The organism is Janibacter massiliensis (assembly GCF_900289115.1).
Lineage (GTDB): Bacteria > Actinomycetota > Actinomycetes > Actinomycetales > Dermatophilaceae > Janibacter_A > Janibacter_A massiliensis.
Genome location: NZ_LT985196.1, coordinates 2,272,336 through 2,294,627, shown reverse-complemented (window position 1 = coordinate 2,294,627; position 22,292 = coordinate 2,272,336). Strand labels below are relative to the sequence as shown.

The window sequence follows — 22,292 nt, the reverse complement described above, 5'->3', positions numbered from 1 at the left end:
TCGATGCGACGGGCATGATGGAGGCGTGATCACCCCAGAGCAGACGCGAGTGACGATGAGCCAGGTCATGCGCTCCTCGGAGGCCAACCTCCTCGGCGGCGTCCACGGCGGGGTGATCATGCGGATCGTCGACGACACCGCGGGGGTCGTCGCCAACCGGTTCGCCGAGGGGCCGGCCGTCACCGCGGTGATGGACGAGATGACCTTCCTCGTCCCCGTGAAGGTCGGGGAGATCCTGCACGCGCAGGCCCAGGTCAACTGGGTCGGCGAGACCTCCCTCGAGGTCGGGGTCCGTGTCGAGGCCGAGCCGTGGGGGGAGATCCGCCCGCGCGTCCACGTCGCCTCGGCCTACCTGCTCATGGTCGCGGTCGACGAGAACGGCGACCCCCGCCCCGTGCGCCCCCTCACCCTCGCNAACAGACGCGGAGCAGAGGCGGCAGCGGCAGCTGTGCATAAGAGATAGCTGTTTCTTGAAACGCATGGCCAATGAAAGAATATTACCCGTCGCTGTTGCACGCAGGCGACGCATCTGAAAAGAAGACAGCACCGCCTCTCGCGCCGCCGCCAGATCCTTCAGCTGCGCGAGCACGAGGACCGGTCCTCGTGACGCGGTCCGTCGCCGTCCTCGGGTCGACCGGGTCGATCGGCACCCAGGCCCTCGACATCATCGGCCGGGAGCCCGGCCGCTTCGCCCTGCGCGCCATCGCCGCCGGCCGCAACGTCGCGCTTGCCGCGGCGCAGGCGGTGCGCTTTCAGGTGCCGCTCGTCGGGGTCGCCGGCGAGCAGACCACGAGCGCCGACGACGTCCGTTCCGCCATCGCGGCTGCGGCCGCCACCGCCGGCCGCAGCGGGTACGACCCCGAGATCGTCACCGGCCCGGAGGCAGCGAGCGTCGTCGCCAGCTGCGGCGCCGACGTCGTCCTCAACGGGATCACGGGAGCGATCGGCCTGCGCCCGACGCTGGCCGCCCTCGCCGCGGGATCGACGCTCGCGCTCGCGAACAAGGAGTCGCTCATCATCGGCGGGCCGGTGGTCCGCGAGGCGGCGGCGCCGGACCAGATCGTCCCCGTCGACTCCGAGCACTCGGCGATCGCCCAGTCCCTCCGGGCGGGCCGCTCGAGCGAGGTCCGCCGACTCGTCGTCACCGCCAGCGGCGGCCCGTTCCGCGGGATGACCCGCAAGCAGCTTGCCGACGTCACCCCCGACGCGGCGCTGAAGCACCCGAACTTCGCCATGGGGCGGGTTATCACGACGAACTCGGCGACCCTCGTCAACAAGGGTCTCGAGCTGATCGAGGCCCACCTGCTCTTCGACGTCCCGATGGAGCGCATCGACGCCGTCGTCCACCCGCAGCAGATCATCCACTCGATGGTCGAGTTCCACGACGGGGCCGTCGTCGCGCAGCTCGGCCTGCCGACGATGGGGGTGCCGATCGCCCTGGGCCTGTCGTGGCCCGACCGGCTCGTCGACGTCGAGACGCCGGTCGACTGGTCACGCGCGATGGACTGGCGCTTCGAGCCGGTCGACGACGACGCATTCCCCGCGGTCCGGATCGCGCGCGAGGTCGGCGCCGCAGGGGGGACCGCCCCGGCCGCCTACAACGCCGCCAACGAGATCGCCGTCGACGCCTTCCACGACGGTCGCGTCGGCTTCCTCGACATCGTCGGGACGGTCGAGCGGGTCGTCGGCGACCACGCGAGCGTCGCGGGCCGGTTCGACGCGACGAGTGTGGAGGGCGTCCTGTCCGCCGACGCCTGGGCGCGCGACCGGGCGCGGGAGCTGCTCGGACTCGGCGCGCACCCGGGCACCGGTGCGATGATCTGACCCATGCTCTACGTCCTGGGGGTCCTCTTCGCCGCGCTCGGCATCGCCGTGTCGATCGCCCTGCACGAGGTCGGCCACCTCGTTCCGGCCAAGCGCTCGGGCCTGCGCGTCCCGCAGTACATGGTCGGATTCGGGCCGACGGTCGTCTCGTGGCGCCGGGGGGAGACCGAGTACGGGATCAAGGCGATCCCGCTCGGGGGCTACGTGAAGATGATCGGGATGTTCCCGCCGAAGGCGGGGCAGCGGGAGGGGACGGTCCGGGCCTCGTCCACGGGCCGGATCGGGCAGCTCATCGACGAGGCCCGCGAGATGTCGCTCGAGGAGATGCAACCCGGGGACGAGAAGCGCGTCTTCTACGCCCTGCCGGTGTGGCGCAAGGTGATGATCATGCTCGGCGGCCCGGTGATGAACCTCCTCATCGCCATCGGGCTCCTCACGGGCATCTACACGGCCCACGGCGTGTACACCGAGACGCCGACGCTCTCGAGCGTCTCCGAGTGCGTCGACTTCACCCGCAGCGCCCAGAGCGCCGCGCAGGAGTGCACCCCCTCGATGCGTCGGGCGCCGGCGAACGTCGCCGGCCTGCGCCCGCAGGACCGCATCGTCGAGGTCGACGGCACCGCCGTGAGCACCTGGGAGGACGTCCGCTCCCGGATCCGCGCCAACCGCGGCGAACCGATGACGCTCGTCGTCGAGCGGGACGGTCGACGGGTGACCAAGACCGCCCGGCCGATCGTCATGGACCTGCCCGTCTACGACCGCAACGGGATGCCCGAGCGCGAGGACGACGGCACCCTCCGGACGGAGAAGGCGGGCTTCCTCGGCGCGTCCGCGACCCCGGCGATCCAGCCGCTCCCGCTCACCCGGGTCCCCGGCCGCATCGGCTCGGACCTGCTCACCGTCGCGAGCGCGGTGACGAAGATCCCGCAGAAGATGGTCGGTGTGGCCAAGGCGGCGACGGGCGCGGAGCGCGAGCAGGACTCACCGATGTCCGTCGTCGGGGTCGGCCGGATCTCCGGCGAGGTCGCCGCGGCCAAGGAGCTCGGCACGGCCCAGGACAAGGTCATCCTCCTGCTGTCGATGCTCGCGCAGCTCAACCTCATGCTCTTCGTCTTCAACCTCATCCCCCTCCTGCCGCTCGACGGCGGCCACGTCGCCGGCGCGCTGTGGGAAGGGACGAAGAAGGGATGGGCCCGGCTGCGTGGCCTGCCGCAACCGGGCCCCGTCGACGTCGCGAAGGCGTTGCCGCTGGCCTACGCGGTGGCCTCGGTCTTCCTCGTGATGACCGCCGTCCTCATGTACGCCGACATCGTCAACCCCGTCCGCCTGAGCGGGTGACGAGCGGCGCGAGGCCGTCCGGCTCGCGCCCAGCCGGCTGAGCGATACTGCATCCATGACTGTCTCCCTCGGCATGCCGGCGCTGCCCGATCCCGTCATCGCACCCCGCCGGAAGACGCGCAAGATCCAGGTCGGCTCCGTGGCCGTCGGGGGAGACGCCCCGATCAGCGTCCAGTCGATGTGCACGACCCCGACGACGGACGTCAACGCCACGCTCCAGCAGATCGCCGAGCTCACCGCGGCCGGGTGCGACATCGTCCGCGTCGCCTGCCCGAGCCAGGACGACGCCGAGGCCCTGCCGGCGATCGCGGCGAAGTCGCAGATCCCCGTCATCGCCGACATCCACTTCCAGCCGAAGTACGTCTTCGCGGCGATCGACGCCGGCTGCGCCGCCGTCCGGGTGAACCCGGGCAACATCCGGCAGTTCGACGACAAGGTCAAGGAGATCGCCGACGCCGCGAAGGCCGCGGGCGTCTCGATCCGCATCGGCGTCAACGCAGGCAGCCTCGACAAGCGGCTGCTCGAGAAGTACGGGAAGCCGACGCCGGAGGCCCTCGTCGAGTCGGCCGTGTGGGAGGCCAGCCTCTTCGAGGAGCACGACTTCCACGACTTCAAGATCTCGGTCAAGCACAACGACCCGGTCGTCATGGTCAAGGCGTACGAGCTGCTCGCCGAGCGGGGCGACTGGCCGCTGCACCTCGGTGTCACCGAGGCCGGTCCGGCCTTCCAGGGGACGATCAAGTCCGCGACGGCCTTCGGGGCCCTGCTCTCCCGGGGCATCGGCGACACGATCCGCGTCTCGCTGTCCGCCCCGCCCGTCGAGGAGGTCAAGGTCGGCAACCAGATCCTCCAGAGCCTGGGCCTCAAGCCGCGCAAGTTGGAGATCGTCAGCTGCCCCAGCTGCGGCCGGGCTCAGGTCGACGTCTACACCCTCGCCGACCAGGTGACGGCCGGGCTCGAGGGGCTCACCGTCCCGCTGCGCGTGGCCGTCATGGGGTGCGTCGTCAACGGCCCCGGCGAGGCGCGCGAGGCCGACCTCGGCGTCGCCTCCGGCAACGGCAAGGGCCAGATCTTCGTCAAGGGTGAGGTCATCAAGACCGTCCCGGAGTCGCAGATCGTCGAGACGCTCATCGAGGAGGCGATGCGGATCGCCGAGGAGATGGGCGAGCCGGTCGACGGCGAGGCGACCCCGACGGTCACCGTCGGCTGAGCCGGCGGGCCCTGCCGGGGCCGCCGGGCCGTCCGATCAGAACAGCAGGTTGAGCAGCAGCGTGCCGATGACGGACAGTGCGATCGACAGGACGATCATCGCGAGGCAGCCGGGCAGGCCGCCGAGGGGTCGGACCTGGATGCGGGGCGTGGGCTCGTTCGACATGGGCACACCGTAGGCGCTGCGGGACGGTGACGCCCCACCCGCAGGGGCGGGGACCTACGCTGTCCCGGTGCCTCTCCTCCCACGTCCGGCCGTGCGTCAGCTGACGCACCGGGACCGGGACGAGGCGCTCGACCTCTGCGCGCGCGACCCGGCCTCGCACGTCTTCGTCGCCTCACGGATCGTCGACGGCGACCTCGACCGTGGCGGTCCCCTCGTGGGGGTTCGCGACGGTGCCGGCCGCCTCACGTCCCTGTGCTGGACCGGCGCGAACATCGTCCCGGTCGAGACGGACGAGGCCGCCCGGCACCTGCTCGCCGACCGCCTCCGGCGTCGATCCCACCAGACCGCGTCGATCCTCGGCCGGGCGCCGGAGGCGCTCGACCTCTGGCGCCGCCTCGAGCCGCACTGGCCGACGCCGCGCAGCGTCCGCGCCGCCCAGCTCCTCCTGGCGCTCGACGCACCACCGTCGGTTCGCGGCATCGAGCCCGACCCGCGCGTGCGCCCCGCCGTACCCAGCGAGGTCCCGATCGTCCGACCGGCCGCCGTCGACATGTTCACGGGGGAGATCGGGTACCCCCCGTACACCGGCTCCGACCGCGCGTACACCGCGCTGCTCGCCGACCTCGTCTCCCGGGGCCGCACGTACGTCGTCGTCGAGGACGGCCGGGTGATCTTCAAGGCCGACGTCGGCTCCGTGGCGCTGGGGTGCGCCCAGGTGCAGGGGGTGTGGCTCGCGCCGGAGCTGCGGGGCGCGGGCCGGTCGGTCGGCCTCATGGCCGCGGTGTGCGAGCAGGTGGCCCGCGACCACGCACCGCTGGTCACCCTCTACGTCAACGAGTACAACCACCCGGCGCGGGCGCTGTACGCCCGGCTCGGGTTCCGCCTCGTCGGGCCCTACGCGACGATCCTCATGTGAGGCCGCAGGGCCCCGTCGTCGGTCCCGGGTGCTTGACTGAGGTCATGGACGCCCACCCCGTCGCCCCGCGCCGCCCCGAGGGGAGTGCGTGATGGCCACCTTGGAGTGGGCCCAGGTGCGCGAGGCCGACCTGCCCGACCTGCAGCGGCTCGCGACAGCGGTCGTCCGGTGGCACGGGGGCCTGCCCGACATGGCCGAGGAGGCCGCGCTCCGCGCCACGTACGTCGACAACCCGTCCATCGGCGGCCGCGACGACCTCGGGGAGCTCGTCGCCGTCGCCGCGGTGGCTCCCGGACCGGGCGGCACCCGCACCGCGACGGCGCTGGTCCACCCGTCCGTGCGTGGCCAGGGCGTCGATGCCCAGGTGGTGCGCTGGTGCGAGGAGCGCTCGGCCGGGCATCGAGTCGTCGTGGCGCTCGACACCGTCCCCCCGCAGGCGGAGTCCGTCCTGTCCGAGGCCGGCTTCCACCGCGTGTTCGGGGAGACGGTGATGCGGCACGGGCTCCGGCACATCCCCGTCGTCCGCCGGCCCGAGGGGCTCGTCGTCCTGCCGTTCACCGAGGACACGGCCAGCGCCTTCCACCACGCGTTCGAGCGCTCGTTCGCCGAACGGCCCGGCTTCGAGCACGTCGACCGCCAGCACTGGGTGGCCTCGCTCGAGGCCGAGGGCGACTTCCGCCCCGAGCTCTCGCGGGTCGCCTTCGACGCGGCCGGCCGCGCCGTCGGCTTCGTCATCCTGTCCGGCGCGTGGATCGAGCAGGTCGGCGTCGACCCGACGTGGCGGGGGAAGGGCCTGGGGGCGCACCTCGTCGCCCGGTCGCTGACCGCGCTCCAGCGCGCCGGGGCGGATCGGGTCTGGCTCGCCGTCGCGAGCGACAACCCCTCTCGCGTCCTCTACGAACGGCTCGGGTTCCGGGCGCGGGGGACCCGCGCCCGCTACGAACGGAGGTCCGATGACCGATGACGGTGGGCGGCACATCGCGCAGCGCGCGGCGGGTGCCACGCTCGGCGGGGTTCTGGCGGTCGCGACGAACGCTCTCGGCGCGCTGCCCCGGGTCAAGCCGCTGCACCCGCGCGGCGAGGTGCACCGGGCGACGGTGGAGGTCGATCAGCCGTGGCCGGAGCTGGGGGTGCCGGTCCTCGCCACGACGGCGGCTCTCCCCGCCCTCGCCCGTCTCTCGCGCGCGACGGGCCTGGCCGAACCGGTCCCCGACGTCAGTGGGTTCGCCCTGCGCGTCGTCGGGCACGGCGACCTGCTCTTCGCCTCGACGGGGACCGGCCGCGTCGGCCGACGCCTCCTCACGCTCCGTCGCGACCGACGGGTCGGGCCGATGACGACGCTCGTCCCGCTGCGCTGCGCGGCGGGCTCGCTCGACCTGCGCGTCGACCACCGCCACGCGGACGAGGCCGTCCTCGCCGGATCGGTCGACGGCAGCCCGTGGCGGGAGATCGCGACGATCCGCTACGGCCGGCGGCTCGACGCGGACGACCAGGACGACGGCTGGCTGCGCATGGACCCCGTCGGAAACCTCCCCACCGGCCTGTCGTGGAGCCCGTTCTGGGTCGCCGCCAGGGACCCGGCGTACCGGCTCGCGCGGAGCCTGAGCAGGGGGTCGTCATGAGCCGGTCGCAGGAGAGCATCACCGACCTCGTGATCAAGGCCGTACCCGAGCACGAGCGCGAGGGGACCCTGACCGACGAGCTCGTCGAGGCCGTGACGAAGGCGCGTCGGGTCGTCGTCATCTCCGGTGCGGGGATCTCGGCGGAGTCCGGCGTCCCGACCTTCCGCGACGCCCAGACGGGCTTCTGGGAGAACTTCGACGCCGCGGCGCTGGCGACCCCGGAGGCGTGGGACGACGACCCGGCGTTCGTCTGGGCCTGGTACGCGTGGCGGGCCGGGCTCGTGCGGTCGGTCGAGCCCAACGACGGCCACCGCGCCCTCGCCGCGTGGGCCGGGCACGCCGACGTCGAGATCATCACGCAGAACGTCGACGACCTGCACGAGCGCGCCGGGTCCGAGGTGCTCGCCCACGTGCACGGCAGCCTCCTGTCGTTCCGCTGCGCCGAGTGTCAGGCGCCGTACGAGGGCGCCGTCGACGTCCCGACCGAGCCCGTCGAGCGGATCGACCCGCCGGTCTGCCCGCGCTGCGGCGGTCTGGTCCGGCCGGGTGTCGTGTGGTTCGGCGAGGCCCTCCCGGAACGGGAGGTGGCCGCCGCGTTGCAGGCCATCGAGTCGTTGGGCCCCACGGACCTGTGTCTCGTCGTCGGCACCTCCGGGGTCGTCTTCCCCGTCGCGGGATGGCCCGCGATCGCCCGCGCCACCGGCGCGACGGTCGTCGAGGTCAACCCCGACGAGACCGAGATCAGCGACATGTGCGACCACCGGGTGCGGGGGACCGCCGCGCAGGTCCTCCCGCTGCTCGAGGCAGCGACACGGGGTGGGACCCCGACGCGGATACCCTGACCCGGTCCGGTCGCCCGACCGCCCTCGCCGAGCCGCCCCAGGAGCACCACCGTGGTCATGCGCATGTCGTCCCTGTTCCTTCGCACCCTGCGCGAGGACCCGGCGGACGCCGAGCTGCCCGGCCACCGCCTGCTCGTGCGCGCCGGGTACGTCCGTCGGGTCGCCCCCGGCATCTACACGTGGCTGCCCATGGGCCTGCGGGTGCTGCGCAAGGTCGAGGCCATCGTCCGCGAGGAGATGGAGGCGATCGGCGCGCAGGAGCTGAGCTTCCCCGCCCTCCTGCCGAAGGAGCCCTACCAGGCGACGAACCGCTGGACCGAGTACGGCGACAACCTCTTCCGCCTGACGGACCGCAAGGACGCCGACCTCCTCCTGGGGCCCACCCACGAGGAGATGTTCACCCTCGCCGTCAAGGACATGTTCACGTCCTACAAGGACCTGCCCGTCAGCCTCTTCCAGGTCCAGACCAAGTACCGCGACGAGGCCCGCCCCCGCGCCGGGGTCCTGCGCGGCCGCGAGTTCGTCATGAAGGACAGCTACTCGTTCGACATCGACGCGGCCGGTCTGCAGCGCAGCTACGACGCGCACCGCGCGGCCTATGTGCGGATCTTCGACCGGCTCGGGTTCGAGTACGTCGTCGTCCAGGCCGACTCCGGAGCGATGGGCGGCTCGGCGAGCGAGGAGTTCCTCGCGGTGAACGAGGGCGGCGAGGACACCTTCGCCCGGTCGACCGGCTCGGACTACGCGGCGAACGTCGAGGCCGTCGAGATCCCGCAGGCCCCGCCGGTCGAGGTCACCGCGGGCCCGGCCCGGGTCGTCGACACCCCCGGGACGCCGACGATCGAGGCGCTCGTCGAGATCCTGCAGGCGCAGCACCCCCGCGCCGACGGCCGCGCGTGGACCGCCGCGGACACCCTGAAGAACGTCGTCGTCATGCTCGTCCACCCCGCCGACGAGGAGCACCCCGAGGGCTGGCGCGAGCCGCTGGTCATCGGCCTGCCCGGCGACCGGGAGGTCGACCCCAAGCGCCTCGAGGTCAAGGTCGCCCCCGCGGAGATCGAGCCCTTCGAGGCGGCCGACTTCGCCCGGTACCCAGCGCTCGTGCGCGGGTACATCGGCCCGCAGGCCCTCGGTGAGGATTCGGCCTCGGGGATCCGGTACCTGCTCGACCCGAGCGTCGCGCAGGGCAGCGCGTGGGTCACGGGGGCGAACGAGGAGGGCAAGCACGTCGTCGACCTCGTCCTGGGCCGCGACTTCACCGCCGACGGGACGATCCAGGCCGCCGCGCTGCGCGAGGGTGACCCGAGCCCCGACGGCACCGGCACCCTGACCCTGGCCCGCGGCATCGAGATGGGGCACATCTTCCAGCTGGGGACGAAGTACGCCGAGGCGCTCGGCCTGAAGGTGCTCGACGAGAACGGGAAGCTGACGACGGTGACGATGGGCAGCTACGGCATCGGGGTCACCCGCGCCGTCGGCGTCATCGCCGAGGACACCCTCGACGACGTCGGCCTGTGCTGGCCGCGCGAGGTCGCCCCGTTCGACGTGCACGTCGTCGCCGCGGGCAAGGGCGAGGAGCTCTTCGCCGCCGCCGGGGAGCTCGCCGAGGGCCTGGAGGCCCGCGGGCTCGAGGTCCTCTACGACGACCGCGCGGGGAAGATCAGCCCCGGGGTGAAGTTCAAGGACGCCGAGCTCATCGGCATCCCGACGATCGTCGTCGTCGGCAAGGGCCTGGCCGACGGGCTGGTCGAGATCAAGGATCGCCGGTCCGGTGAGCGCCGCGAGGTGCCCGTCGCCGAGGCCGTCGACGCGGTGCTGAGCGAGGTCCGCGGCGCGTGAGCGCACCGGCGGACGTCGATCGGCCGCACGTCCTCGTCCTCGGCGGCACGGCCGAGGCCCGGGCGCTCGCGGCCGCGCTCGTCGCCGACGGTGTCGCGGTGACCTCCTCCCTCGCGGGGCGGGTGTCGCAGCCGCGGTTGCCGGTCGGGGAGGTGCGCATCGGCGGGTTCGGGGGCGCGGCCGGGCTCGCCGCGTGGATCGAGGCGCACCGCCCGGCGGCGGTCGTCGACGCGACCCACCCCTTCGCGGCCCGGATGAGCCGCAACGCGGCGCAGGCCGCGGCGGCGACGGGCGTCCCGCTCGCCCGGCTCGCGCGCCCCGGCTGGTCCGGCCACGAGCGGGCGGGGGAGTGGACCTGGGTCGCGGACGTGCCGGCGGCGATCGACGCGGCCGACGCCGCGCGTCGCCCCCTCGTCACGACCGGACGGCAGAGCGTGGGGCACTACCTGTCGGCGTGGGCGCACCGCGAGGTCGTCCTGCGGATCGTCGAGCCGCTGACGGATCCCGCCCCGCCGGCGTGGACCGTCCTGCGCTCCCGCGGGCCTTACGACCTCCCCGGTGAGCGCGAGCTGATGCGCGAGCAGCGGGCCGACCACCTCGTGACGAAGGACTCCGGGGGAACGTTCACGGCGCCGAAGCTCGAGGCCGCGGCCGAGCTGGGGATCCCGGTCGTCGTCGTCGCCCGGCCCGACCCGGTGGTCGGCGTCGAGCAGCGCACCGACGTGCCCGGCACCCTGGACTGGGTCGCGCGAGCACTGCGCGGCTGAAGCGTCAGCGGGTGCGGCGCGCGCGGCTGCGAGCGGCGAGCGCGAGCCGCAGGCCGGCCGCCGCGACGGCGACGACCAGACCGACCCGGCTCGCGAGAGCGTCGGCGCGGGGGATGTCACCCGCGACCGGGTGCGGCCCGCTGCCGAGGACGGCTCGGTCCTCGATCCGCCCGCCGTAGTCGTTCCGGCCCCCGAGGTGGACGCCGAGCGCGGCCGCGAAGGCGGCCTCGACCGGGCCTGCGTTCGGACTGGGGTGCCGCGGGCCGTCGGTGGCGGCGATGCGCACCACCTCCGCGGCCTGCTGCGGTCCGGCGGACACCCCAGCGGCGACAGCCGTGGCGAGCACGGTCACCCGGGCGGGCAACCACCCGAGGAGGTCGTCGAGCCGGGCCGCCGTCCAGCCGTACCGGGCGAAGCGCGGGGAGCGGTGCCCGTGCATCGCGTCGAGGGTGTTCGCAGCGCGGTGGAGGACGACCCCGGACGGCCCGGCGAGCGCCCCCCACACGAGCGTCCCGACGACCGCGTCGGAGGTGTTCTCGGCGACGGACTCGATCGCGGCCCGGGCCACCTCGTCCGCGGACAGCCGGTCGGTCGCGCGCCCGACGATCCGGCCGACCTGCGCGCGGGCACCCGGCAGGTCGTCGGCGGCGAGCCGGTCGTGGACCGCCCTCGCCTCCCGGCCCAGGCTCGTGCCGCCGAGGCTCGCCCACGTCACGGCGGCGGTCGCGACGACGAGCGGAAGGCCGCGACGTCGACCGGCCACGGCCCCGAGGGCGAGCGCGGGAGCGAGGGTGACGGCCTCCCCGACGATCCCGGCCGCCCGCGAGTCGCGGTGCAGCCGGCGCTCGACCCGCCCGGCCCAGGTGCCGAACAGCGCGACGGGGTGGCCACGCTCGGGATCCCCGAACCGGCGGTCGAGGAGGTAGCCGGCGAGGAGCCCGAGCGCGATCGCCCCGTGCCGGTCCGCCTCCGGACGTGCCCCGGCGCGGGTCACGGTGCGTCCAACGGCAGGACCCGCCCGGCGACGACGAGCCGGACCGAGGTCGCGCTCTGCGCGAGTCGCTGGTTGACGAGCCCCAGCTGGTCGGCGAACACCCTGCCCGAGCGGTGCGCGGGCACGACGCCCCAGCCGACCTCGTTCGTCACCGCGACGACGTGCTCGTGGGCGGCCCACGCGGCGACGAGCTCGTCGACGGCCTCGTCGAGCGCCGGGCGCCACTGCGGCGCCGGGGCATCCCAGGCATGCAGCGCGTCGAGGGTCGCCGTCAGCCACGTCCCGACGCAGTCGAGGAGGACCGGACCTCGCCGGTCGCGAAGGACGGTGGCGGCGTCGGGATCCTCGACGGTGGTCCACGTCGCCGGCCGGCGGGCTCGGTGGGCGGCCACGCGTTCGGCCCAGTCGGCGTCGTCCCGGCGCGGACCGCAGGCGAGGTAGGTCACCGGCGTGTCCTCCGGCCGCGCGGGCGGCAGCAGGAGGGACTCGGCGTGCCGGGACTTGCCCGAGCGCACGCCGCCCGTGACGAGGATCCGCGTCCCCGTGGCGCTGGTCGGCGCGGTCATCGCCATCCCGTCGCCAGGGTGACGAGGACGGCGGCGAGGGCGAGCTCGACCGATGCGCCGATCGCGTCGCCGCCGACGCCGCCGAGTCGTCGCGCCGCCAGCGCCCGCAGGACACCGACGACGACCGCGACGCCCGCGCCGGCGACGACCGCCACGACGAGGGCGCGCACCGGGGTCGTGAGGAGCAGCCCGGCTGCGCCGAGCGCGACCGCCCCGGCCGCGAGGGGCAGGGCCGCCAGTGTCGGGGGCACCGTCCCGACGAAGGCCGCGGCCATCCGGGAGCCGGGCGCGGGCTCGGTCCCCGCCCGGCAGGCGAGGGCGCACGCGACCCGGGAGAGCGCGACCGCCGCGGCGACGGGCGCCGCCGCGCGCCAGCCGGCACCGGCGAGCTCGGTGAGGGCAGCGGCCTGCAGCAGGAGCACGAGGACGAGCGCGACGACCCCCATCGGGCCGACGTCCCCGGACCGCAGGATCGTCAGGGCGCGCTCGCGGGTCCAGCCGCCGCCGAGCGCGTCGACGGTGTCGGCGAGCCCGTCGAGGTGGAGTGCCCGCGAGCCGACGGCGAGGACGACGAGGACGAGCAGGGCGGCGATCGACGGCGGCACGCCGAGGGACGGGGTCGCGGGGGCCCCGCCCGCCGCGACGGCGAGCGGGAGCGTCGCGGCCGGGGCCAGGAGCATCGCCGCCCGCGCGCTCGCGGGGGAGACCTCGACCGGTCCGCTGGGGATCACCGTGAGCGTCCCGACCGCCAGCCGGAGGCCGTCGGACCAGCCGCCGCGCCCGGGAACGTCCGTCACGGCAGGTCGAGGGCGTCGACGACCGGGCCGATGACGGTGATCGCGGGCGGGCCGATCCGGGCAGCCGCGGCGGCCTCGGCGATCTGCTCGAGCGTCGCGGCGACGACCCGCTGCTGCGGGGAGGCACCGTCCATGATGCAGGCGGCAGGCGTGGCGGCCGGCAGCCCGGCCGCGACGAGGGTGTGCGCGATGGCGCCGAGGTGGGCGACCCCCATGAGCACGACGATCGTCAGCCCCGCGGCCGCCAGTGCCTCCCACGCCACGTCGCTGCGCGGGTCGTCCGGGGCGACGTGGCCGGAGACGACCGCGACGCCCTGGGTCAGCCCGCGGTGGGTCACGGGGATCCCGGCGAGCGCGGGGACGGAGGTCGCCGACGAGACGCCGGGGATGACCTCGACGGGGACGCCCGCGGCGCGGCACTCCTGCCACTCCTCACCGCCACGGCCGAAGACGAAGCCGTCCCCGCCCTTGAGCCGGACGACGACCTTCCCGGCCCGCGCGTGCTCGACGAGGATCTCGTTGATCCGCTCCTGCGGGGTGAACGGGCCACGCGGGATCTTGCCGACGTGGACGACCTCCGCGTGCGGGGCGTGCTCGGCGATCGCCGCGACCGGGCCCAGCCGGTCGGTGACGACGACGTCGGCCTCCGCGAGCGCGTCGCGCCCGGCGATCGTGAGGAGCCCGGGGTCCCCGGGGCCGCCGCCGACGAGGACGACGCGACCGGTCGCGGGGGTGGGGGTCATGCGCTCCTCCTGGGCAGGACGAGGGCCAGCTCGCGCAGCAGGCCGTCGATGGTGTGCGGGTCGCGGGCAGCGATTCTCACCCACGAGCCGTCGAGCCCGGGGAAGGTGTCGCACCGGCGGACGGCCCAGCCGGCGTCCCGCAAGGCTTCGCGCACCCCGGTACCGACCCGGGCGAGGACGAACGGGGCGCTGCCGTCGACCGCCTCGATCCCGAGCGAGCGGAGGCCGGAGACGAGGTGGGCGGTCCACGCGCGGCCCTCGGTCGCCGTCCGCTCCGCCTCGGCCCGGGCCCGCGGCGTCGCGGTCTCGATCATCGACCGGAGGGCGAGGGAGCCGACGGACCAGTGCGGCTGCTGCGCGGCGAGGGCGGCGACGAGCGCGGGGTCGCCGGCGACGAAACCCGCGCGCAGGCCGGCCATCGACCACGTCTTCGTCAGGGACCGTGCGACGAGGACCCCCGGGCCGGGGTCGACCAGGAGCGACTCCGGCTCGCCGGGGACCGCGTCCATGAACGCCTCGTCGACGAGGAGGACCCGGCCGGGGCGGGCCAGGGCGCGGAGGACGGCGGCCGGGTGGAGCACGCCGGTGGGGTTCGTCGGGTTGCCGACGACGACGAGATCGGCGTCCCCGATCTCCGCGACGGCGGCCGGGGTGAGGGCGAATCCGGTCTCCGGGCGGAGCAGGACGTGCCGGACCGGGTGGCCCGCGGCCCGCAGGGCCGCCTCGGGCTCGGTGAACTGGGGGTGCACGACGACCGCGTCCCGGGGGGTGAGCGCGCGGGCGACGAGCGTGAACGCCTCGGCGCCCCCGGCGGTCGGGAGGACCTGCTCGCGGCGCAGCCCGTGGCGCGCGGCGAGCGCCTTCGTCGCCGGGTACGGGTCAGGGTAGGCCGCGACGGCGCCCAGCTCGTCGGCGAGGGCCTCGACGAGCCACCCCGGCGGGCGCTCGCCGCGGACGTTGACGGCGAGGTCGACCAGGCCGTCGGCGACCTCGACGTCCCCGTGGTGGCGGAGCGGATCGGTCGGCAGGTCGTCGACACCCGGCAGGCCGGCGGCAGCGTCGCGCCCGGCCGCCCGCAGGAGCGGCGCGGGGGCGAGCACGGTCGCGCTCGAGGCCGTCGCGGCGCGCTCGCGGTGCTCGGCCGCGGCGCGGGCGAAGGCGGCGGCGGAGCTCGGGTCACCGGCCCAGTGGGTGTGCAGGTACGAGGCGACGACGCTCGCGCGCCCGGTGCCGGCGGGGTCGAGCGCGAAGCCCTCGGGGACGCCGTCCTCGGCCCCGTGGGCGAGCAGCCAAGCCGCCGGCGCGCCCGCGCCCGGCGTCGTCACCGTCCGGTGGAACTCGTGGCCGGTGACGACGCGCCCGGCCGGGCCGAGGACGGACTCCGTCGCGGCCCGGGCCCGGCGGTAGCCGAGGGTGAGGCGGGGCCCCATCGCCGCGTCCGCGGGGACGGCACCGGTCATCGGGTGGTCCTCGAGCGTCCGGGCGAGGTAGAGCATCCCCGCGCACTCGGCAACCGTCGGCAGCCCGCCCGCGATGGCGTCGCGGATCTGCCCGACGAGCGAGCGGTTCGCCGTGAGCGTGCGGGCGTGGACCTCGGGGAAGCCGCCCCCGAGGTAGAGGCCCGCGGTGCCTGCGGGCAGCGCGACGTCACGGACGGGGTCGATCTCCACGACCTGGCAGCCGGCGGCCTCGAGCAGCTCGGTCGTCTCGGGGTAACGGAAGGTGAAGGCGCGGCCCCCGGCGACGGCGACGACCGGGCCGTCCGACGACGGTCCGGCGGGGTCGGGGTCCGGCAGGCCGAGGGCCGCGGCGGGGGACCAGGCCGTGCCCTGCAGCGGCGGGGCGGCGTGCGCGGCTGCGACGAGCGCGTCGAGGTCGATGTGCTCCTCGGCGCGGTCGGCCAGATGGGTCAGGGTCGCCGCCGCCTCGGGCCGCTCGGCCGCCGGCACGAGCCCCAGGTGGCGGGAGGGGACGTGCATCCGGGCGTCCCGCGGGATGACGCCCCACACCGGGACACCGACGGACTCGACCGCGCGCCGGGCCTCGTCGCCGTGCCGCGTCGTCCCGGCCTTGTTGAGGACCACGCCGGCGATCTGCAGGGCCGGGTCGATCGTCGCCAGGCCGTGGACCGTCGCCGCGACGGTCCGAGAGGTCGAGGAGATGTCGACGACGAGGGCGACCGGGGTGGCCGTGAGGCTCGCGACGTGGGCGCTGCTGGCGAAGCCGTCCTCGCCCAGCCGCCCGTCGAGCAGCCCCATGACGCCCTCGACGAGGCAGACGTCCGCGGGGGTGGGGTGGCTGGCGCCCCGGAGCAGGAGCGGGGCGACGCGCTCGGGCTCGACGAGCCACGGGTCGAGGTTGCGGCTGGGGCGCCCCGTCGCGAGCGCGTGGTAGCCCGGGTCGATGTAGTCGGGGCCGACCTTCGCCGGGGCGACCGAGAGGCCCCGGCGGGCGAGCGCGGCCATGATGCCCACCGCGACGGTCGTCTTGCCGTGCCCGGACGCGGGCGCGGCGAGCATCAGGCGGGACAGGCTCACCACTCGATGCCCCTCTGGCCCTTCTGTCCGCGGTCGAACGGGTGGGTGATCTTCGTCATCTCCGTGGCGAGGTCGGCGATCGCGAGCAGGTCCGGGTGCGGGTCGCGACCGGTGATGACGACGTGCTGGTACCCGGGTCGGTTCTGCAGCACCTCGACGACCTCGGAGACGTCGACCCAGCCCCACTTGAGGACGTAGGTGAACTCGTCGAGGACGTAGAGCTGGTGGGTCTCCGCCTCGATCCGTCGGCGGATCTCCCGCCAGCCCTCGAGCGCGGCCTGCGCGTGGTCCTCCTCGCTGCCCTGCTTGCGCGACCACGACCAGCCGGCGCCCATCTTGTGCCACTCGACCGGGCCGCCCTCGCCGGTCTGCTCGTGCAGCCGGCCGAGCGCGGTGAGCGCGTTCTCCTCGCCGACCCGCCACTTGGCGGACTTGACGAACTGGAAGACGCCGATCGACCAGCCCTGGTTCCAGCCGCGCAGCGCCAGGCCGAAGGCAGCCGTCGACTTGCCCTTGCCGGCGCCGGAGTGGACGACGACGAGCGGGGAGGTGCGGCGCTGCCGGGTCGTCTTCCCGTCGTCGGGGACGGTGGGGACGGTGCCACGGGCCATCAGGCTGCCCTCCGGTCGGTGACGACGTGGACGATCTCCTCGGCCGCGACCTGGCCGAGGGGGAGGTGCTCGGCGTGCAGCCGACGGGCCAGGTCGGCCGCCAGGCCCAGGCGGAAGCCGCCGCTCTCGCAGTCGATGACGACGGTGTGCGCGCGGTCGCCCCAGGCGTCGGCGGCCTCCTGCGCGCGGCGCAGGGCGTCGGGGCCGCTCGTCGCCCGCCCGTCGGTGACGAGGACGACGAGGGGGCGCTGGTGCCGGTCACGGATCCGCTCGAGCTCGAGCACCCGGGCCACCTCGGTCAGGCCCTCGGCGAGCGGGGTCCGCCCGCCGTGCCGCAGCTGCGCGAGCCGGGCGGCGGCCGCGTCGACCGAGGAGGTCGGGGGCAGGACGAGCTGCGCGCCGGCACCGCGGAAGGTGACGAGGCCGACCCGGTCGCGCCGCTGGTAGGCGTCGAGGAGGAGGGAGAGGACCGCCGTCTTCACCTCCTCCATCCGGCGCCGGGCCGCCATCGACCCCGAGGCGTCGACGGCGAGGAGGACGAGGTTCGCCTCCCGGCCGCGGGTGGTCGCGTGCCGCAGGTCGTCGGGGTCGACGTGGGGACGGTGGGCGTCGTGGCGTCCGCCGGACGTCGCGGGGGTGGCGACCGCCCCCCGGGCGGCACTGGCGCGGAGGGTGGCCAGGAGGTGGACCGGCGCCCCGGCGGGCTCACGACCGGGGGCGTGGACGCCGACGACCCGCCCGCGCGGGGTCATCGCCGGGCTGCGTCGGCCGCTCGCGCCGGCGCCGACGCCCCGGACCTCGAGGCGGCGCGTGCGGTACGGCTCGCGAGCCGCGGCGATCCCGACGGGGGCGGCGCCCCGGCCGTCGGCCGGGGTCGGGCGGGGATCGTCCTCGGCCCTGGCATCGCCCTCGGGGCCCTCCGTCGCGCCGTCCCGCGCGGGCTGCTCCGCCGGCGCCGGGTGGTCGGGGGCGTGCGGACCGCCCGCGTCGTCGCCGGGGGTGGTCTCGGTCGCGGGGGCCTCGTCCTCCGGCCCGCCGTCCCTCCGGTCACCGCCCTCGGGTCCGTCGCTGCCGTCGTCCGGGTCCTGCGGCTCGTCCGGCTCGTCGTCGAGGAGGGCGTCGAGGAGGTCCTCGTCGATGCCGGGGGCGTCGAAGGGGGAGCGGCGGCGCCGGTGCGGCAGGGCCAGGAGCGCGGCGACGCGGACGTCCTCCCGGGTCAGGTGGTCCCGCCCGGACCACGCGGCGTGGGCGCAGGCCGTGCGGGCGGTGACGATGTCCGCGCGCATCCCGTCGACGTCGAAGCCCGCGCACACCCGGGCGATCCGCGCGAGGGAGCGGTCGTCGAGCCGCACGTGGGGGAGGGCGGCGCGGGCCTGCGCGATCCGCTCGGTGAGCGCGCTCTCGGTCTCGGCGTAGCGCGCGGCGAAGCCGGCGGGGTCGGCGTCGTAGGCGAGCCGGCGTCGCACGACCTCGGTGCGCTCGCGCGGGTCCCGGCTCGCTGCGACGTGCACGGTGAGCCCGAAGCGGTCGAGCAGCTGCGGGCGCAGCTCCCCCTCCTCGGGGTTCATGGTCCCGACGAGGGTGATCCGGGCCGGGTGCGCGATCGAGACGCCGTCCCGCTCGACGGTGTTGCGGCCCATCGCGGCGGCGTCGAGGAGCACGTCGACGAGGTGGTCGTGCAGGAGGTTCACCTCGTCCACGTAGAGGATCCCGCGGTGGGCCTCGGCGAGCAGGCCCGGCTGGTACACGGCCTCGCCGGCCCCGAGCGCCCGGCGCAGGTCGAGCGAGCCGACGACGCGATCCTCGGTCGCACCGACGGGCAGCTCGACGAGGCGGGCGGGGCGGGTCGTCGTCGCCGCGCCGTCGTGGGGGCCGTCGGGGCAGCCCTCCTCGCGGTCCGGGTCGCAGCCGAACCGGCACCCGGCGACGACGCGCTGCTGCGGGAGGACCTCGGCGAGCGCGCGGACCATCGTCGACTTCGCCGTGCCCTTCTCCCCGCGGACGAGCACACCGCCGATCTCCGGCGAGATGGCGCTCAGCAGCAGGGCGGTGGCGAGGTCGTCGGCACCGACGATCGCCGTGAAGGGGAAGCGGGGTTCAGCCACGACAGCCTCCTGGCGAGTGTCCGCGCTCGCCGTCGACGGGGGACCACAGGTCCGTGGCCCGGTGCCGCGTCAGATGTCCTGGCTGGGCCGTCGAGGGCCGTCACAGTGGCGGGACCGCTCCGGACTCGCACCGGATTCCTCTGGCCCGCGGCGGGGGCCAGCATGCCACACCGGGACCTCGCGGCCGCCGTGCCGCGGGTATCGGTCGTCCCGCATAGAGTCCTGCCCCGTGATCGACGTCGTGGGCCTGGGCGACTCCGGGTGGGAGGGGCTGCCGGACGAGCTGCGGCGGACCGTCGCGGGTGCGGCGGTGCTCCTCGGCGGTCGCCGGCACCTCGAGCTCGTCCCCGAGCGGCCCCGGCAGGACCGCCGGACGTGGCCCTCGCCGCTGCGCGACGGCCTTCCCGCGGTGCTGGCCGAGGTCCAGGGGCGCGGCCCGGTCGTCGCCCTCGCCAGCGGCGACCCGCTCCGGTCGGGGATCGGCACGACCCTCGTCGAGCTCCTGGGGGCCGATGCCGTGCGGATCCACCCGGCCGTGTCCAGCGACACCCTCGCCCGGGCGCGGATGGGCTGGTCGGCGGAGGGCTCGGAGGTCGTCACGCTCGTCGGTCGCGACCTGCGCCGGATCGTGCCGCACCTGCTGCCCGGCGCCCGGCTCGTCGTGCTCTGCGCCGACGGCACCGGGCCGGCTCGGCTCGCCGAGCTGCTCGTCGACGCCGGCCTCGGCGCGAGCACCCTCACCGCCCGCTGGCACCTGGGCGGGCCACGAGAGGGTGCGCTGGCGGCGCGGGCCGACGAGTGGAACCTGGCCAGGACCCCCGACCTCGTCGTCGCCTGCCTCGAGGTCCGCGCCGCGCCCACCGCCGGGTTCCGGTTCGACGCGCTCGGTCCCGCGCCGGGTCGCCCCGAGCACGCGTTCGCCCACGACGGGCAGATCACCAAGCGCGACGTCCGTGCGAGCGCGCTGGCCCACCTGCGGCCCGCACCCGGCGCCCACCTGTGGGACCTCGGCGCCGGCAGCGGGGCCATCGGGCTCGAGTGGTGCCTCGCCGCGCCGGGTGCGCGCTGCACAGCCGTCGAGCGGGATCCCGGCCGGGCGGGGCGGGCCGGGGACAACTCGATCCGCCACGGAGTCGCCGAGCGGCACGCCGTCGTGGTCGGCGACAGCGCCGACCCGGCGGTCCTGACCACGCTCGGGTCGCCCGACGCCGTCTTCGTCGGCGGAGGCCTGAGCGCAGAGCTCCTCGACCGGGTCGTCGCCGCGCTGCCCCGCGGTGGCCGGCTCGTCGCCCACGCCGTCACCCTCGAGAGCGAGGGCCTGCTCGTCGCCGCCCACGCCCGCCTCGCCGAGGCCGGGTGGGACGTCGAGCTCACCCGGGTCGGGATCGAGCACGCCCGGCCGCTCGGCCGGTACCTCGGCTGGACGCCCGCGCGCCCGGTCGTGCAGCTCTCCGCCGTCGCGACAGGAGAACGATGACCGTCCACTTCATCGGCGCCGGACCCGGCGCCGCCGACCTGCTCACCCTCCGCGCCGTGGCGATGCTGCAGCGCAGCCCCGTGTGCCTGTACGCCGGGACCTACCTCGACGCGGAGGTCCTCGGTCACTGCCCTCCGGGCGCGCAGCTCGTCGACACCCAGCGGATGACGCTCGACGAGATCATCGAGGCCATCGTCGCCGCCGACCGGGCGGGCCACGACGTCGCCCGGCTGTGCTCGGGCGACCCGAGCGTGTACTCCGCCGTCGCGGAGCAGGCGCGGCGCCTCGACGCGGCCGGCGTCGCGTGGGACGTCACCCCCGGCGTCCCCGCGTACGCCGCGACGGCCGCGCTCGTCGGGCGCGAGCTCACGGTCCCCGAGGTGGCGCAGTCGGTCGTCCTCACGCGGGCCCAGAAGGACTCGACGAAGATGCCGCCGGGGGAGCAGCTGTCGGCCTTCGCGGCCACGGGCGCCACCCTCGTCCTCCACCTCGCGATCCGGCACACCCGGCGTCTCGCCGACGAGCTCGCCGAACACTACGGCGCCGACTGCCCCGTCGTCGTCGGCTCCCAGGTGAGCCAGCCGGAGGAGCTCGTCCTGCGCGGCACGCTCGCCGACATCGCCGACCAGGTCGAGGAGCACGGGCTGCGGCAGGCCGCCGTCATCCTCGTCGGACGGGCCCTCGCCGCCGAGGGCTTCGTGGAGTCCCACCTCTACTCCTGCACCCGCGACCGCTGAGCGCCTGCGCCGGTCGCGCGCTCGGCTAAGGTGACGACACGCCACCACCGTCCGAAGGGTCAACCCGGTGCAAGTCCGGGACGGTCGCGCCACTGTGAGCGGGTCCTCCGCGAGTCAGGAGCCCTCGGTGCTGGCACCTGGTCCCGGGACGCGTCATCCCGGAGAAAGCACTGACACATGCACATCGCCGAGGGATTCCTCCCCCCGCTCCACGCCGCTGGCTGGACGCTCGTCGCCGCCCCGTTCGTCGTCCACGGCGCCCGCGAGGTCGGTCGCGTCGTCCGCGAGCAGCCCCGCGCCCGGCTCCTGCTCGGGGCCGCCGGGGCCTTCACCTTCGTCCTGTCCGCGATCAAGCTGCCGTCGGTCACCGGCTCGAGCTCGCACCCGACCGGCACGGGCCTGGGCGCGATCCTCTTCCGCCCGCCCGTCATGGCCCTGCTGAGCACGATCGTCCTCCTCTTCCAGGCGCTCCTGCTCGCCCACGGCGGTCTGACGACGCTCGGGGCGAACGTCGTCGCCATGGGTGTCGTCGGCCCGTGGGTGGGGTACGGCGCCTACCGCCTGCTCTCCGGCACCCCGCTGGCGGTGCGGGTGTTCTGCGCCATGGCGCTGGCGGACCTGTCGACCTACGTCATGACGTCGACGCAGCTCGCGCTGGCCTTCCCCGGCGGGGACGTCCTCGGTGCCTGGCTGCGCTTCCTGTCCGTCTTCGCCCTCACGCAGATCCCGCTCGCCGTCGTCGAGGGCCTCGTCGGCGTCGTCGTCGTCAACGCCCTGGTCACGTGGGCGCGCCCGGAGCTGACCGACCTCGGGGTCGTCGCCGACGCCCCGGCCCTTCAGGAGGCCGCCCGTGCGTGACGAGCGAGCCACCGAGCCCACCCCGGTCGCCGACGCCCGGCCGCTGCCCGCCCCGGTGGTCTGGGCGGTCCTCGGGCTGATCGTCCTCGTGCTGGCCGTCGCGCTCGTCCTGGGCACCCGCGCCTCGGCCGGGGCGGACGAGCCCTTCGGCGGGACCGACGCCGCCGTGAGCGAGCAGATCGAGCAGGACGGCCACGAGCCGTGGTTCCAGCCCCTCCTGCCACCCGCGGGCGGGGAGATCGAGTCCGGGCTCTTCGCGCTGCAGGCCGGGCTGGGCGGCGTCGTCCTGGGCTACACCTTCGGGGTCCTGCGGGAGCGGCGCCGGTCCCGGGGGAGCGGCTGAC

General features: G+C 75.4%; 22 protein-coding genes and 2 riboswitches. Of the genes, 14 read left to right on the top strand and 8 right to left on the bottom strand.

The genetic code is table 11. From position 1 onward, the window contains the following. Window positions 1–55 precede the first annotated feature (55 nt). From DAA34_RS11195 to ispG, 4 genes are all read left to right on the top strand, one after another. The gene (locus DAA34_RS11195; protein ID WP_106820128.1) at window positions 56–463 is read left to right on the top strand and encodes an acyl-CoA thioesterase; all 408 of its coding nucleotides are present in this window, start codon (window positions 56–58) and stop codon (window positions 461–463) included. A 140-nt stretch (window positions 464–603) separates the two neighbouring features. Further along, on the top strand, window positions 604–1,824 hold the full coding sequence (dxr, locus tag DAA34_RS11190) for a 1-deoxy-D-xylulose-5-phosphate reductoisomerase (protein WP_234354225.1): 1,221 nt from the start codon (window positions 604–606) through the stop codon (window positions 1,822–1,824). 3 nt (window positions 1,825–1,827) lie between these two features. Beyond that, window positions 1,828–3,162 carry a M50 family metallopeptidase gene (locus DAA34_RS11185; RefSeq protein WP_106819360.1) on the top strand — a complete coding sequence of 445 codons (1,335 nt, stop codon included), beginning with the start codon at window positions 1,828–1,830 and terminating at the stop codon, window positions 3,160–3,162. A 55-nt stretch (window positions 3,163–3,217) separates the two neighbouring features. Continuing rightward, window positions 3,218–4,372 carry a flavodoxin-dependent (E)-4-hydroxy-3-methylbut-2-enyl-diphosphate synthase gene (gene ispG, locus DAA34_RS11180; RefSeq protein WP_106819358.1) on the top strand — a complete coding sequence of 385 codons (1,155 nt, stop codon included), beginning with the start codon at window positions 3,218–3,220 and terminating at the stop codon, window positions 4,370–4,372. A 36-nt stretch (window positions 4,373–4,408) separates the two neighbouring features. Here ispG and DAA34_RS12610 read toward each other — a convergent pair whose 3' ends face one another. After that, window positions 4,409–4,537 (bottom strand): hypothetical protein, encoded by a 129-nt coding sequence (locus DAA34_RS12610; RefSeq protein ID WP_267894616.1) that lies wholly within the window; start codon window positions 4,535–4,537, stop codon window positions 4,409–4,411. A 67-nt stretch (window positions 4,538–4,604) separates the two neighbouring features. Between DAA34_RS12610 and DAA34_RS11175 the strand changes: the two genes are divergently transcribed. The 6 genes from DAA34_RS11175 (at window position 4,605) to DAA34_RS11150 (ending at window position 10,523) form a co-directional block, all read left to right on the top strand. Further along, the gene (locus tag DAA34_RS11175) at window positions 4,605–5,453 is read left to right on the top strand and encodes a GNAT family N-acetyltransferase (RefSeq protein ID WP_234354224.1); all 849 of its coding nucleotides are present in this window, start codon (window positions 4,605–4,607) and stop codon (window positions 5,451–5,453) included. A gap of 91 nt (window positions 5,454–5,544) precedes the next feature. Beyond that, window positions 5,545–6,417 carry a GNAT family N-acetyltransferase gene (locus tag DAA34_RS11170; RefSeq protein WP_106819354.1) on the top strand — a complete coding sequence of 291 codons (873 nt, stop codon included), beginning with the start codon at window positions 5,545–5,547 and terminating at the stop codon, window positions 6,415–6,417. Beyond that, window positions 6,407–7,075, top strand: a complete 669-nt coding sequence (locus DAA34_RS11165) for a phosphodiesterase (protein WP_106819352.1) — start codon at window positions 6,407–6,409, stop codon at window positions 7,073–7,075. The genes DAA34_RS11170 and DAA34_RS11165 overlap by 11 nt, the downstream gene beginning before the upstream one ends. After that, the gene (locus tag DAA34_RS11160; RefSeq protein ID WP_106819350.1) at window positions 7,072–7,917 is read left to right on the top strand and encodes an SIR2 family NAD-dependent protein deacylase; all 846 of its coding nucleotides are present in this window, start codon (window positions 7,072–7,074) and stop codon (window positions 7,915–7,917) included. The genes DAA34_RS11165 and DAA34_RS11160 overlap by 4 nt, the downstream gene beginning before the upstream one ends. A 57-nt stretch (window positions 7,918–7,974) precedes the next feature. After that, complete coding sequence (locus tag DAA34_RS11155; protein ID WP_106820126.1) at window positions 7,975–9,756, top strand: proline--tRNA ligase; 1,782 nt, start codon at window positions 7,975–7,977, stop codon at window positions 9,754–9,756. After that, the gene (locus DAA34_RS11150; RefSeq protein WP_106819348.1) at window positions 9,753–10,523 is read left to right on the top strand and encodes a cobalt-precorrin-6A reductase; all 771 of its coding nucleotides are present in this window, start codon (window positions 9,753–9,755) and stop codon (window positions 10,521–10,523) included. The genes DAA34_RS11155 and DAA34_RS11150 overlap by 4 nt, the downstream gene beginning before the upstream one ends. A gap of 4 nt (window positions 10,524–10,527) precedes the next feature. Here DAA34_RS11150 and DAA34_RS11145 read toward each other — a convergent pair whose 3' ends face one another. Genes DAA34_RS11145 through DAA34_RS11115 form a run of 7 tightly spaced genes read right to left on the bottom strand, consistent with a single transcriptional unit; the run spans window position 10,528 to window position 18,876 of the window. Further along, a complete protein-coding gene (locus tag DAA34_RS11145) occupies window positions 10,528–11,517 on the bottom strand; it encodes a CobD/CbiB family cobalamin biosynthesis protein (RefSeq protein WP_234354223.1) in 990 nt (329 codons plus the stop codon). Continuing rightward, window positions 11,514–12,083, bottom strand: coding sequence for a bifunctional adenosylcobinamide kinase/adenosylcobinamide-phosphate guanylyltransferase (locus DAA34_RS11140; protein ID WP_106819347.1), 570 nt, complete (start codon window positions 12,081–12,083; stop codon window positions 11,514–11,516). The genes DAA34_RS11145 and DAA34_RS11140 overlap by 4 nt, the downstream gene beginning before the upstream one ends. Then, window positions 12,080–12,880: an adenosylcobinamide-GDP ribazoletransferase gene (locus tag DAA34_RS11135; protein ID WP_106819346.1), complete on the bottom strand. Its 801-nt coding sequence runs from the start codon at window positions 12,878–12,880 to the stop codon at window positions 12,080–12,082. Before DAA34_RS11135 ends, DAA34_RS11140 begins: the two co-directional genes overlap by 4 nt. Further along, a complete protein-coding gene (cobA, locus tag DAA34_RS11130) occupies window positions 12,877–13,623 on the bottom strand; it encodes a uroporphyrinogen-III C-methyltransferase (protein ID WP_106819345.1) in 747 nt (248 codons plus the stop codon). The genes DAA34_RS11135 and cobA overlap by 4 nt, the downstream gene beginning before the upstream one ends. Next, the gene (locus DAA34_RS11125) at window positions 13,620–16,160 is read right to left on the bottom strand and encodes a cobyrinate a,c-diamide synthase (RefSeq protein WP_234354222.1); all 2,541 of its coding nucleotides are present in this window, start codon (window positions 16,158–16,160) and stop codon (window positions 13,620–13,622) included. The genes cobA and DAA34_RS11125 overlap by 4 nt, the downstream gene beginning before the upstream one ends. Beyond that, entirely contained in the window at window positions 16,157–16,771 is a 615-nt protein-coding gene (gene cobO, locus DAA34_RS11120; protein WP_106819344.1) for a cob(I)yrinic acid a,c-diamide adenosyltransferase, read from the bottom strand. The genes DAA34_RS11125 and cobO overlap by 4 nt, the downstream gene beginning before the upstream one ends. Continuing rightward, window positions 16,771–18,876, bottom strand: a complete 2,106-nt coding sequence (locus DAA34_RS11115; RefSeq protein ID WP_106819342.1) for a magnesium chelatase subunit D family protein — start codon at window positions 18,874–18,876, stop codon at window positions 16,771–16,773. Before DAA34_RS11115 ends, cobO begins: the two co-directional genes overlap by 1 nt. A gap of 74 nt (window positions 18,877–18,950) precedes the next feature. After that, a riboswitch (cobalamin riboswitch) is annotated at window positions 18,951–19,014 on the bottom strand. A 91-nt stretch (window positions 19,015–19,105) separates the two neighbouring features. Here DAA34_RS11115 and cbiE point away from each other — a divergent pair. The 4 genes from cbiE (at window position 19,106) to DAA34_RS11095 (ending at window position 22,291) form a co-directional block, all read left to right on the top strand. Then, the gene (gene cbiE / locus DAA34_RS11110; RefSeq protein ID WP_106819340.1) at window positions 19,106–20,353 is read left to right on the top strand and encodes a precorrin-6y C5,15-methyltransferase (decarboxylating) subunit CbiE; all 1,248 of its coding nucleotides are present in this window, start codon (window positions 19,106–19,108) and stop codon (window positions 20,351–20,353) included. Next, window positions 20,350–21,090, top strand: a complete 741-nt coding sequence (cobM, locus tag DAA34_RS11105) for a precorrin-4 C(11)-methyltransferase (RefSeq protein WP_106819338.1) — start codon at window positions 20,350–20,352, stop codon at window positions 21,088–21,090. The genes cbiE and cobM overlap by 4 nt, the downstream gene beginning before the upstream one ends. Window positions 21,091–21,121: 31 nt before the next feature. Next, a riboswitch (cobalamin riboswitch) is annotated at window positions 21,122–21,233 on the top strand. A 34-nt stretch (window positions 21,234–21,267) separates the two neighbouring features. Beyond that, the gene (locus DAA34_RS11100) at window positions 21,268–21,948 is read left to right on the top strand and encodes an energy-coupling factor ABC transporter permease (RefSeq protein WP_106819335.1); all 681 of its coding nucleotides are present in this window, start codon (window positions 21,268–21,270) and stop codon (window positions 21,946–21,948) included. Further along, on the top strand, window positions 21,941–22,291 hold the full coding sequence (locus tag DAA34_RS11095) for an energy-coupling factor ABC transporter substrate-binding protein (protein WP_234354221.1): 351 nt from the start codon (window positions 21,941–21,943) through the stop codon (window positions 22,289–22,291). The genes DAA34_RS11100 and DAA34_RS11095 overlap by 8 nt, the downstream gene beginning before the upstream one ends. The last annotated feature ends 1 nt before the right edge of the window (window position 22,292 follow it).